Origin of the sequence: Micromonospora sp. NPDC006766, assembly GCF_040636055.1 — a bacterium.
In the GTDB taxonomy this organism is placed as follows: domain Bacteria; phylum Actinomycetota; class Actinomycetes; order Mycobacteriales; family Micromonosporaceae; genus Micromonospora.
In genome coordinates this window covers 136,236-148,295 of sequence record NZ_JBEYIX010000005.1, presented here as the reverse complement: position 1 = coordinate 148,295, position 12,060 = coordinate 136,236, and the positions used below count along the sequence as shown (strand labels likewise).

The following is a 12,060-nucleotide window of genomic DNA, read 5'->3' as shown; positions in this document are numbered from 1 at the left end:
GTGCTGGCCGCTTCGGCGTTCTTCGAGCCCGGGTTCCGTGCCGGCGGGCCGGTGCGATCCATGACGTGCATGGTGGACAGCGTGCCGGCGAACGTGAACCTGACACTGGTCACCAGCGATCGTGATCTCGGTTGCCGCACCCCCTATCCCGGGCTGTCCGGACGGTGGATGACCCGGTCCCGGTCCAAGGTCTTCTACCTGAACCTCCGTAGCCCGGCCCAGTGGCTCCGGATCTGGCGGCATCAGCGGTCGGCGGGCCCGTTCGACCTGCTGTACGTCAACAGCGTCTGGCAGCCGGGCTTCTCCCTGCTGCCGGTGTTGGCGACCGTCCTGAGGCTGGTTGCCGCGCGACGGATCCTCATCGCGCCGCGAGGGGAGTTCTCGCCGGGGGCGCTGGGCATCCGGTCGCGGAAGAAGCGGCTGTTCCTGGCCTTCTGGCGTCGCGTCCTCGACCGGCGGGACGTCGTCTGGCACGCGACGAACGATCGCGAGGCGGCGCAGATCCGCGCGCTCGTCGCCGGCGCGCGGATCGTCGTGTGCGAGAACGAGACGCTGCTGCCGGTGGAACCCTCGCCGCCGAGGGAACACGGCGATGCGAGTCTGCGACTCGTCTTCATCAGCCGGATCACGCCGATGAAGAACCTCGATCTGGTGCTGCGCGCGCTGCAGTCGGTCAGCCGACCGTTGACCTTCGACATCTACGGACCGGTGGACGACCCGTCGTACTGGCGGGAGTGCCAACGGCTCTGCGACGAGCTGCCCGCCACCGTGACGGTCCGGTACCGCGGTCCATTGCCGCCGGCGGAGGTCCGCGCCACCTTCGCGCGCTACGACGCCTTCGTCCTGCCCACCCGGGGGGAGAACTTCGGTCACGTCATCGCCGAGAGCCTCTCGGTGTCCTGCCCGGTGGTCTGCTCCGCGGAGACACCGTGGACCGAGGTCTTGAATGGTGGCGGCGGTGTCGTCCTGTCCGCGATGTCGGCAGCGCAGCTGAGCCGGGTCATCGAGGGTATGGCGGCCGACAGCCCCGCCGAGCGTTACGAAAGGCGGGTCAGGGCCGGTGGGGCGTACCGGAGCTGGCGGGCGAGGAAGACCATGCCGAGCGTGCTTGATCTCGTGCGTACGGACACGTTCGCCGGTCCGACTGGCACGCCATCGCAGCGGCGCGCGGTCCGCGTGCCCGAGTAGCACGAGCGCCGGCGGGAGAGGAGGGAGGCGCAGTGGCTGAGGTGCTCTTCATCGTGGAGGTACCAACCCCGTACCGGAATCCCGTACTGGATCACTTGCATCTCGCGGGTATGGACGTGCTCGCGCTCTACCACCGGAGCGACGGGGGACGCGGGTGGGGTTCCGCCACGCCCGCCCATCCCCACCTGGTGGTCGATGGCGGGCGGCTGAGGAGAATCGCCGCTCTGGTGCGCGCCGCGCTCCGCCCCGAACTGCGAGTCGTCTGCTGTTTCGGCTACGGCCGGCTCGCGAACGTGTTTTCCGTACTCGTCGCCCGGCTGCGCGGTGCCCGAGTGGTGATCCGGTCCGACAGCAACTGGCTCGACGAGCGGCGACGTCCCCGACACCGGCGCTGGGTCAAGCGGCTGCTGCTACCCGCGATCTTCGGACGGAAGGCCCGGGTGTGGACCGTGGGGGCGCAGAACGACAGATACTGGGCGGAGTACGGGTTCACCAACCGGCACGTGATCCCTTTCGGCCTGCCTCGTCCGCCGGTCGCGAGCCTGGACCAGGCCGCGGCGCTGCGGACCCGGCATGCCCTCGGCGACGGGCTCGTCATCCTGTTCGTCGGGCGGCTCGCGCACGCCAAGGGACTGGACACCCTGCTGGCCGCCTTCGCCGCGTTCGACGATCGCGCCGCGCGGCTGGTCATCGTGGGACAGGGCCCGCAACGATCCCTGGTCGACCGCGCCGCCACCGCGGATCCGCGCCTGCGTGTCCTGGGCGCGCTGCCGCAGGACCAGCTCGGTTCCGTGTACGCCGCGGCCGACCTCTTCGTCCTGCCGTCCCGGTACGAGCCGTGGGGTCTGGTCGTCGCCGAGGCCCAGGCCAACGGGTTGCGGGTCGCCGTCAGTGACGTCGTCGGGTGCCATGCCGACCGGGTCACCACGGACAACGGCTGGGTGTTCCCGGCGGGCGATGCCGACCGCCTCGCGGAGGTGTTCGTCGGCGCGCGTGAGCTGAAGAACTCCGGCCGGATCCGGGTGCCGGCGACCCCGGCGTTCAATGCCGGCGCCGCCATGGCGGCCGATCTTGTGGCGCAGGGGGCGCGGATGGGATCCGCGAGGGTGCGTCCGGTGCCGGACGTCGACGTGGACGGGCGGTCGTCGCCGGTAGGGGCGACCTACGACAACGAGAGGTGCTGAGTGCGATGGGACGTCCATCTGTGCTGGAGAGGGTTCGTGTGCGTGTCCCCGGCGTGCCGCGCAGCGGGCGGGAGGTTCTCACCTCGCTGCAGGTGTTGTCCACCCTGCGCGCGAAGGGCTGGCACCGGTCGGTGTCGGGCGGTGCGCCGAGCGGCCCGGACGGTGGCCCTCGCCCGTGGTTGACCTACGCGGCGATGAACTGGCTCGCCACCTATGTCGGGGCCGAACACCGTGTGTTCGAGTACGGCGCGGGCTCATCGACCAGGTGGTTCGCCGATGCCCTGCGGGTGCGGGAGATCGTGGCCGTCGAACACGACGCCGAGTGGTTCCGCCGGCTCCCGCAACCGCGCCACGGTCGGGTGCTGCACGTGCCCTGTGACGGGACCTGGTGGGAGGCGGACGAGGCCGCGCCCTACGTCCAAACCATCCAGGCGGGCGCGCCCTGGGATGTGATCGTCATCGACGGGATGGCGCGCACCACCTGCTCCCGCCTGGCGGACCGGTACCTCGCCCCGTCCGGGCTGGTGGTGCTCGACGACACCGATCGCCCGACGACGCGTCCGGCGGAAGAGGCCCTGACAGCTCAGGGGTTCGGCCGTCTCGACTTCTGGGGTTTCAAGCCTGGGTTGGGTGTCGACGCCTGCACGACCATTTTCAGCCGCGACTTCAACTCGTGGATGGTGCCCGTAGCGCCGGCGACCGACGAAGCCCACTAGTGCTTCTTTGGTGAAAGGAGGCTCCGGACATGGACGAGCGTGTGCTGATCGTCTCCCAGGACCACGAGGGGCACCGGCTGATGTATGTCCGGCTCCTGGCCGGCGCTGCCCTGGACCGGGGGGCCGAGGTGGTGCTTGCCCTCACGCCGGCCGGTTTCCGGTCCGAGGAGTTCCGGCTGCACCTCGCCGTGGTGGCCCACCGCTGCCGGCAGGTGACGCTCGGGGGTCCGCCGCTGGCCGTCACCGCCCTGCACCGGCAGGCGGTGCGGTACGGCTGCGACCGCGTCCTGGTCCCGGACGGTGACCGGTTCGCCGTCCGGCTCGGCGTGCGCGGTTGGCCGCGGGACGTGTCGATCGCCGTACTGGTCACCCAGGATCCCCGCTGGAACAGCGACCGCCGACCGTCGGTGCGGGCCCGGCTGCGGCTGAAGGATCTCCTCCTGCAGCGCACCGAGCGGCTGCGCGGGGTCCGGCTGCTGTATCTGTCGGACCATTCCGAAGCGGGACGGTTGGCCCGCCCGACCGTGGCGCCCGACCCGGTCTTCTTCGACGCGGCGGAGCTGGATCCCATCGCGCTGCGGCGGGAACTCGGCCTGCCCGAGGACCGGTTCATTTACCTGGTCGCGGGGAAGGTGTCGGCCCGCAAGAACCTGTTCCTGGTGCTCCACTGCCTGTTGAGTCTGGCGGACCAGGCGGTGGCCCTGTTCGTGTGCGGGCAGGTGGATCCGTCGGTGCGCGCGGAGGTGGAACCGCTTCTAAGCCGGGCCCGAGCCGCTGGGCTGCCGGTGATCCTGAGCGACCGGGTGCAGACCGACCACGAGGTCAACCGTGCCGTGCAGGCCAGCGACTGTGTGGTGGTGGCGTACTCCAGCGACCAGCCCAACTCGATGATGGCCAAGGGCGTCCGAGCGGGACGCCGGGTCGTCGTCGCGGGTTCCGACCGGTTGGTCACTTGGGCGCGGCATCTCGGGGTGAGCCTGTGCGGGCCGCTGACCGAGGAGTCGTTGACCGGGCTGCTGGAGAAGGCGACCGCCGCGCCCCCGCCCGCACCCCGGACCGAGTTGGGCAGCAGCGCGTTCGTCGACGCGTTCCTGTGGTGATCGGACGCCGCGGCCTCGCGGCGCAGACCGTGGTCCTGGTCGTCGCGGGAGCTGGTTCACAGACGCTGTACGCCATCGTCGTTGCCCTGGTGGCGAGCCGGGCGGGACCGGCGGCGTTCGGTTCGGCGGCGGGAGCGATGGGGGTCGGCGGCATGCTGGTCGGGGTCGTGGACTTCGGCTTCAACGCCTTCTCGGTGCGGGAGCTTGCCGCCGGGCGGATCACCGAGGAGAGCTACTGGAACCGGCTGCGGGTGCTGTTCGCCGTGGCCGTCGCCGGTGCGCTCGGCATAACTCTTGCGGGCGTGTCGACCTCGCGGCCGGAGTTCGGCCTGGTGGCCGCGCTGGTGCTGCTCAGCCGGACGGCGATCAACGGCGTGGTGGTTCCGCTACGCGCCGCGCGCCGGGTGGTGAAGGTCGCCGCGGTTCTCCTGCTGGAACGTCTGGTGACGCTCGTCCTGGCGATCCTGCTCCTGGCGACCACCGCTGCCGGCGCGCTGGTGGTGCTGTGGTGGTCGCTCGCCGTCGGCGCGCTCGCCGCCGTCACGGCTGGGGTGCTGCTCGGCGACCCGCCCCGACCTCGCTGGGTGCCCACCGGCCTGACCGAACCGTGGCGGGCGACCGCAGGGTACGGCAGGTTCTCGCTGGCGGTCAGTGCCACCTCGCTGGACGTCACACTGCTCGCCGCGACTGGCGGGAGCACGCAGGCGGGCATCTACAGCGCGGTGTCCCGGTGGACCCAGCCCGTGCAGTTCTTCGCGCAGGCATACTCCTCCGCCGCGGCGCCGGCCATCGCGCAGGCGTCCTCCTCCCGGGCCGCGTTGCACGCGGTGCGTAGGTCTCTCTGGTTGCTCTGCGGAGCCGTCGTCACCTGCGGAGCCCTTGTCGCGCTCGCGCCCACCGCGGTCTCCCTGGTGCTCGGCGACACCTACCGGCAGTCCGCCGGCGTGTTGATGGTGCTCGCGATCGGGGCCGCGGTGGTGGTGGTGAACCAACCGCTCGCGACGTTCCTGCAGTCCCGGGGGCACGAGAAGATGGTGGGGAACTGCACGGTCGGCACGGTGACGCTGCAACTCGTCGGGGTCTGCCTGACCGCCGGGCCGATCGGCGCGCGGGGTGCCGCGTGGGCCTACGGGGCGGCCCAGCTCGCGCTGACCGTGCTGCTTGCCGCGTACGCGTTGCTCCTGGTGCGGCGGCAGCGGCGAAGTGGCGGCGATCGGCCCCGCCCGGGTGTGCGGGTACCGGCGCTGGCCGCCGATGCCCGGGGCGCTGGTGGCTGAGTCACCGCCAGTTATGTCAATATTAGTCCCTTTGATGACGTTTCAAAGTCCCTCTTCGTTCGTTGGGCCGAGTGCGGCGATCGACACCGCCGACAGGCGATCGACACCGCCGATAGCGGCCGGCTCGGCGTGAGCCACAGCAACGAACGGAGCGGCAGTGACTTTCTTGACCACTGGACGGCGGGTCCTGATCACCGGCGGGACGGGCTCGTTCGGCCGGACCATGATCCGTCGACTTCTCGACCGGGACGTCGCTGAGATCCGGGTGTTCAGCCGGGACGAGGCCAAGCAGGACGACCTGCGCCGACTCCTCGGTGACGAGCGGGTCCGCTACCACGTCGGGGACGTGCGTGACTACGACTCGGTGCTGCGGGCCAGCCGCGGCATCGACTACATCTTCCACGCGGCGGCCCTCAAGCAGGTGCCGTCGTGCGAGTTCTTCCCGCTTGAGGCGGTGCGAACGAACATTCTCGGCAGCGCGAACGTCGTCGAGGCGGCCGAGCGGAACGGCGTCGGCTCGGTGGTGGTGCTGAGCACGGACAAGGCCGTCTACCCGGTCAACGCGATGGGCATGAGCAAGGCACTGATGGAGAAGGTCGCCCAAGCGCACGCCCGCAGTAACCCGCACAGCGCCACCACCATCTCCTGCGTCCGGTACGGCAACGTCATGTACTCCCGCGGCTCCGTGATCCCGCTGTTCATCGAGCAGATCAAGGCCGGACGGGCGCCGACCGTGACCGACCCGACCATGACCCGCTTCCTGATGTCGCTCGACGAGTCGGTGGAGCTGGTGGAGCACGCCTTCCAGCACGCCCGACCGGGCGACATCTTCATCCGCAAGGCGGCCGCCTGCACGATCGGTGACCTGGCCGAAGCGGTCTGCCAGCTTTTCGACGTACCGCCGAAGCTGGACGTCATCGGCGTCCGGCACGGCGAGAAACGCGATGAGACGCTGGCCAGCCGCGAGGAGCTGACACAGGCGGAGGACTTCGGCGAATTCCTCCGGGTGCCGCTGGACGCCCGCGACCTTAACTACTCGCTCTACGTCTCTGAGGGCGAACTCAACAACGGGCCCATCGAGGACTTCAACTCGTCCAACGCGCCGCGGCTGGGCGTACCGGAGATTGTGGGACTGCTGCGGCAGTTGCCGGAGGTCCGCGCGGAGCTGGCCCTACGGGATCCGGTGCTGGCGTGCTGAGACTCGCGCTGACCGGCGCCGAGGGTTTCCTCGGCTGGCACGTGCGGGTGCTGCTGCGTGCGCTCGGCTGGCCGGAGCCGACTATCATCACGCGCGCCGACCTGGCCGACCCGCGAGTGGTCGGCACCAAGGTCTCCGGCGTCGACCGCGTGCTGCATCTGGCCGGCGTCAACCGCGGCGACCCGGCGCAGGTTGCGGCGGGCAACCTCCGCGTCGCCACGCAGCTCGCCGCGGGCCTGCGCGCCGCTGCGGCTCCGCCGGCTCGCGTCGTGTACGCGAACTCGGTGCAGGCCGGCAACGGCACGCCGTACGGCGACGCAAAGGCGGGTGCCGCGCGGATCCTCGCCGACACCCGCCTGCCGCTGGAGGACGTGCTCCTGCCCAACCTCTACGGCGAGCACGGCCGCCCCTACTACAACTCCGCGGTGGCGACCTTCTGCCGGGTGCTCGCCGAGGGTGGACAGCCGGAGGTCCACGCCGATCGTGAGCTCGCCCTGGTGCACGTGACCGACGCCGCGGCCCGGCTCGCCGGCGTGCCAGAGGGCGGGTGCTGGGATCCGGCGATGCCGGCGCTGCGGGTGGGGGTCCGTGAGCTCGCCGACCGGCTGGCCACGGTGGCCGCCACCTACCGCCACGGCGACATCCCGGCCCTGACCGACCGGCACGCCGTGCGCTTGTTCAACACCTACCGATCGCACTGCTTTCCGACGCACTACCCGTTTGCCCTGCCTCGGCGGGCCGACGCCCGCGGCGAGCTGGTGGAGACGGTGAAGGTGCACGGCGGCACCGGCCAGACCTTCAGCTCCACCAGCCACCCGGGCGTGACCCGGGGCGAACACTTCCACCTGGCAAAGGTGGAGCGGTTCGTGGTGCTGCGCGGCACCGCAGAGATCAGCCTGCGCCGGGTCGGCGACACCGACGTGGTGCGCTTCCCGGTCTCCGGCGCTGAACCGGTGGTCGTGGACATGCCCACCATGTGGGCACACAAGCTGGTCAACACCGGCGACGGCGAACTGCTCACCCTCTTCTGGACCAACGACCTGTTCGACCCGGCGTGCCCGGACACCTGGTCGGAACCGGTGGAGGCGACGATTCCGAAGCCCGCGGCGGTCGTTGCGTGAGGGTCGGCCTGGTCAGCCAGTGGTATCCGCCCGAGGGCGTGTTCATCCCGGGCAACCTGGCACAGCAACTGGCCGCCCGCGGCCACGACGTGCGGGTGCTCACCACCTACCCGAGCTATCCGCATGGGCGGGTCTACCCGGGCTGGCGGCAACGCTGGCGGCATGTCGAGACGCACGGACCCGTCGCGGTGCGGCGGGTTCCCGCCTACCCGAGCCACGACACGTCGGCGCTGCGCCGGGCGGCCAGTCACCTGTCGTTCGGCGTCAGCAGCGCGCTCGCCGGGCCGAGGTGGCTGGGCGGGGTCGACGTCATGTACGTTTACCACCCGCCGCCTACCGCGATCGCCGCGGCCGCGCTCGTCCGAGCCGCCCGCCGAACGCCGATCGTCCTGCACGTGCAGGACATGTGGCCGGAATCCGTGCTGCAGTCGGGGATGTCCCCGACCGGCCTCGCCGGCCGGGTCCTGGCCGGTGGCCTGCGCGCCCTCATGCGGACGACGTACCAGCTGGCCTCCGCCGTCGTCGTGATCTCACCCGGGATGGCGGACCTCGTGGTGGAGCGGGGTGCCGATCCGGCCCGGGTGCGGGTGGTGTGGAACTGGACCGACGACACCCTGTTCCGGCCCGTGCCAGCAACCGACGCGGCCCGGGTGACGCTCGGCCGGCGGGACCGGTGCACGGTGATGTTCACCGGCAACCTCGGTCTGCTTCAGGGCGTGGACACGGCGATCCGCGCGGCGGCCGCCGTTCGGGACCGGATGGACCTGGTCCTGGTCGGGTCGGGAGCCTACGAGGACGAGGCCCGCCGGCTCGCCGCCGAGCTGGACGTCGACAACGTCCGGTTCGTCGGGCGCCGCGCGCCGGGGGAGATGGCCGACCTGTACGCGGCGGCCGACTGGCAGTTGGTCTGCTTGCGGGATCTGCCTGCGCTGCGCGGCACCGTCCCCTCGAAGCTGCAGGCGGCGCTCGCGTGCGGCGCTCCGGTGATCGCCGCGCTGGCGGGGGACGCCGCCGCCCTGGTCGCCTCGACCGGTGCCGGCCTGGTGTGCCGACCGGGGAACTGGGCGGCGCTCGCGGAGCGATTCCGGCAGGCGGCCGAGACGCCCGCGGCCGACCGCGCCGCCATGGGAGAGCGGGCCCGCCGGGCGTACCAGGAGCGGATGTGCGTACGGGTCGGCGTAGACCAGTTCGAGGACATCCTGACGAAGGCGGCAGCACGGAAAGGACGGCCATGACTCGTGTGATGACAGTGGTGGGTACCCGACCGGAGATCATTCGGCTCTCCCGGGTGATCGCGAGGCTCGACGACGCGGTGGACCACGTCCTGGTCCACACCGGCCAGAACTGGGACAGCTCGCTGTCCGAGGTCTTCTTCAAGGAGCTGTGCATCCGTGAACCCGATCGGTTCCTGCGCGTGGACACGTCCTCACTCGGCCGGGTGCTGGGTGGCGTGCTGACCGGCGTGGAGGACGTCATCGCCGAGCTGCGGCCGGACGCGCTGCTGGTGCTCGGCGACACCAACAGCTGCATCGCCGCGCTGATGGCGCGGCGGATGCGGGTGCCCGTCTACCACATGGAGGCGGGCAACCGCTGTTTCGACCTCAACGTCCCGGAAGAGACCAATCGGCGTCTGGTGGACCACGTCGCCGACTTCAACCTCGTCTACACCGAGCACGCCCGGCGGAACCTGCTGGCCGAGGGTCTGCACCCGCGCCGGATCCTGCACACCGGCTCGCCCATGCGGGAGGTGCTCGAGCACTACCGAACGGAGATCGCCGCCTCGACGATCCTCCGTGATCTGGAGTTGACGCCGGGCCGGTACTTCCTGGTCAGTGCGCACCGGGAGGAGAACGTCGACCGTCCGGACCGGCTGGCCCGGTTACTGGAATGCCTGCGCGCGGTCCGCGACCGCTGGCAGTTCCCGGTCCTGGTGTCCACCCATCCGCGGACCCGCAAGCGGCTGGAATCGCTGGCGCCGGACGCGACGGCGCTGGAGGGGATCGCCTTCCACGAGCCATTCGGTCTGCTCGACTATGTGCATCTGCAGACGAAGGCGTACTGCACGCTGTCGGACAGCGGCACGATCAGTGAGGAGGCGGCGATCCTCAACTTCGCCTCGGTGACGCTGCGCGAGTCGATCGAACGGCCGGAGGCGTTGGACGTCGGCGGCATCATCATGACCGGCCTCGACCCGGAGGGTGTGGTGGAGGCGGTCCGGCTGACCGTTGACCAGGTCCAGGCCGACGGTGTCCCCTGCCCGGTCGACTACCAGGTTCGGGACACCTCCCGCCGGGTGGTCGACTTCATCCTGTCCACGGTCCGCCGGCACCACGACTGGGCGGGCATCCGCCGCTGACCCGCCCCGCCACGACCAACGGCGTCACGCGGACGTCGTGCCGGCCCGGGCGGCCAGAAACTCGTCGATCGCGCCGAGCACGGCGACGATCTGCCGCTCGGTGAGGGCGCTGCCGCTGGGCAGGGTGAGTCCCTCGGCGAACAGGTCGTCCGCCGCCCCGGTGAGCAGGCTCTCGGCGTCGGCGAACGCGGGTTGCCGGTGCATCGGCTTCCACACCGGTCGCGTCTCGATGTCGTGGGCGGCGAGGTGGGCGGCCAGGTCGGCGGCCCGCCAACCACAGCGGTCCGGCCGCACCCGGATGACGGTCAGCCAGCAGTTGGATTCGACATCCTCGGCGCCCACCAGGTCCACTCCGGGAACCGGGGCGAGAAGCTTCGCGTACCGGTCCCGAAGCTGCCGGCGTCGGCCGATCATCTCGTCGAGCCGTACCAGTTGGGCCCGGCCGAGTGCGGCCAGCAGGTTGCTGAGGCGGTAGTTGTAGCCGGTCTCCCGGTGTTCGTAGTGCACTGCCGGCTCCCGGGCCTGGGTGGCGAGGTGGCGGGCGCGGGCCAGCAGCGGCAGGTCGTCGGAGACGAGCATGCCGCCGCCCGACGTGGTCATGATCTTGTTGCCGTTGAACGACAGGGCACCGACGCGGCCGAACGAGCCGGCCGCCCGGCCGTGGTGTGCCGCCCCGAGCGCCTCCGCCGAGTCCTCGACCACCGGCACACCCGCGTCCCGGCAGGCCGGTAGCAGCGCCGTGTAGTCGACGCAACTGCCGAACATGTCGACCGGCACGACCGCGCCGACCCGCTCGCCGCTGGCGCGCAGCCGGTGCAGCAGTTCCGTCAGGAGCGGCACATCGACGTTGCCGGTGCGCGCGTCGCAGTCGACGAAGACCGGCCGGGCGCCGGTGTAGCGGACCGCGTTCGCGGTGGCCACGAAAGTCAGCGTGGGGACGACAACGGCGTCACCAGGCTTGACGCCGACCCCGAGCAAAGCCAGGTGGAGCGCCGCCGTGCCCGAGTTGACCGCCACCGCGCCGCGGGTGCCGACCCGCGCGGCGATTTCATTCTCGAAGGCCTCCAGGTCGGGGCCGACGGGCGCGATCCAGCCGGAGCGCAGGGCCGCGACGAGGTACGACTCCTCCAGCGGCCCGACGTCGGGCGGGGAGAGATGTACGGTGTCCGTCATCGGAGCCCGCCCTGCTGTGGCGTCACCACAGTGCGGTGCCCGGGCAGGACGGTGTCCGGCGATGCCGTGGCGCCGACCGGGCTGCCGAGGAACTCGGGTGCGGTGGCCACGCCGGCCGCCGAGATCCCCTCCCGGCGCAGCACGGTGCGGACCGTCCCGGCGAGGATCGACAGGTCCAGTTTGAGACAACGGGTGTCGACGTACGCTACGTCGAGGTCGAACTTCGTCTCCCAGCTCAGCCCGTTGCGGCCGCGTACCTGGGCCAGGCCGGTGACGCCCGGACGCACCTCGTGGCGGCGAGCCTGGCGGGGCGAGTAGCGCGGCAGGTACGCCGGCAGCAGCGGGCGGGGGCCGACCAGGCTCATGTCGCCCCGCAGCACGTTCCAGAGCGTAGGAAGCTCGTCGAGACTGGTGGAGCGCAGCCAGTTTGCGAGTGGCGTGAGCCGATCGGCGTCGTCGACCAGGCCATGGCGGGGGTCGGGCGGGCGCATCGTGCGGAACTTGACCAGCTCGAACGGCGCGCCGTGGCGACCGATGCGGCATTGGCGGAACAGCACGGGGCGGCCCAGCCCGACGGCGACCAGCAGCGCCACCGTGGCGATCACCGGCGCGAGCAGCGCTAGCAAGACGGCTGCCGCGACGACGTCTATCACCCGCTTGGCGCAATCGGATTGGACCGACCGCCGCGGGCCCTCGATTGTCATCACGTCAGGAACCAGCACTTTCCTACCTCCGGCTCGGACAAAA

11 protein-coding genes are annotated in these 12,060 nt (G+C 71.1%); 9 read left to right on the top strand and 2 right to left on the bottom strand.

Annotated elements, in window-relative coordinates; translation table 11 throughout:
• Positions 1-60: 60 nt before the first annotated feature.
• The 9 genes from ABZ671_RS09020 to wecB all read left to right on the top strand — a co-directional run bounded on the left by ABZ671_RS09020 (position 61) and on the right by wecB (position 10,140).
• Entirely contained in the window at positions 61-1,188 is a 1,128-nt protein-coding gene (locus ABZ671_RS09020; protein ID WP_357853661.1) for a glycosyltransferase, read from the top strand.
• A gap of 32 nt (positions 1,189-1,220) precedes the next feature.
• Positions 1,221-2,372 (top strand): glycosyltransferase family 4 protein, encoded by a 1,152-nt coding sequence (locus ABZ671_RS09015; protein WP_357853658.1) that lies wholly within the window; start codon positions 1,221-1,223, stop codon positions 2,370-2,372.
• A gap of 5 nt (positions 2,373-2,377) precedes the next feature.
• Entirely contained in the window at positions 2,378-3,088 is a 711-nt protein-coding gene (locus tag ABZ671_RS09010; RefSeq protein WP_357853655.1) for a class I SAM-dependent methyltransferase, read from the top strand.
• Positions 3,089-3,117: 29 nt separating this feature from the next.
• Positions 3,118-4,188 carry a hypothetical protein gene (locus ABZ671_RS09005; protein WP_357853652.1) on the top strand — a complete coding sequence of 357 codons (1,071 nt, stop codon included), beginning with the start codon at positions 3,118-3,120 and terminating at the stop codon, positions 4,186-4,188.
• On the top strand, positions 4,185-5,465 hold the full coding sequence (locus ABZ671_RS09000; protein WP_357853648.1) for an oligosaccharide flippase family protein: 1,281 nt from the start codon (positions 4,185-4,187) through the stop codon (positions 5,463-5,465). Before ABZ671_RS09005 ends, ABZ671_RS09000 begins: the two co-directional genes overlap by 4 nt.
• A gap of 157 nt (positions 5,466-5,622) precedes the next feature.
• Positions 5,623-6,663: a polysaccharide biosynthesis protein gene (locus ABZ671_RS08995; RefSeq protein ID WP_357853645.1), complete on the top strand. Its 1,041-nt coding sequence runs from the start codon at positions 5,623-5,625 to the stop codon at positions 6,661-6,663.
• A complete protein-coding gene (locus tag ABZ671_RS08990) occupies positions 6,657-7,784 on the top strand; it encodes a capsular biosynthesis protein (protein WP_357853642.1) in 1,128 nt (375 codons plus the stop codon). The genes ABZ671_RS08995 and ABZ671_RS08990 overlap by 7 nt, the downstream gene beginning before the upstream one ends.
• Positions 7,781-9,019 carry a glycosyltransferase family 4 protein gene (locus tag ABZ671_RS08985; RefSeq protein WP_357853639.1) on the top strand — a complete coding sequence of 413 codons (1,239 nt, stop codon included), beginning with the start codon at positions 7,781-7,783 and terminating at the stop codon, positions 9,017-9,019. The genes ABZ671_RS08990 and ABZ671_RS08985 overlap by 4 nt, the downstream gene beginning before the upstream one ends.
• On the top strand, positions 9,016-10,140 hold the full coding sequence (wecB, locus tag ABZ671_RS08980) for a UDP-N-acetylglucosamine 2-epimerase (non-hydrolyzing) (RefSeq protein WP_357853636.1): 1,125 nt from the start codon (positions 9,016-9,018) through the stop codon (positions 10,138-10,140). The genes ABZ671_RS08985 and wecB overlap by 4 nt, the downstream gene beginning before the upstream one ends.
• 24 nt (positions 10,141-10,164) lie before the next feature.
• Here wecB and ABZ671_RS08975 read toward each other — a convergent pair whose 3' ends face one another.
• Both ABZ671_RS08975 and ABZ671_RS08970 read right to left on the bottom strand, forming a co-directional pair.
• Positions 10,165-11,313 (bottom strand): aminotransferase class I/II-fold pyridoxal phosphate-dependent enzyme, encoded by a 1,149-nt coding sequence (locus ABZ671_RS08975; protein WP_357853633.1) that lies wholly within the window; start codon positions 11,311-11,313, stop codon positions 10,165-10,167.
• Entirely contained in the window at positions 11,310-12,017 is a 708-nt protein-coding gene (locus ABZ671_RS08970; RefSeq protein ID WP_357853833.1) for a sugar transferase, read from the bottom strand. Before ABZ671_RS08970 ends, ABZ671_RS08975 begins: the two co-directional genes overlap by 4 nt.
• Positions 12,018-12,060 lie beyond the last annotated feature (43 nt).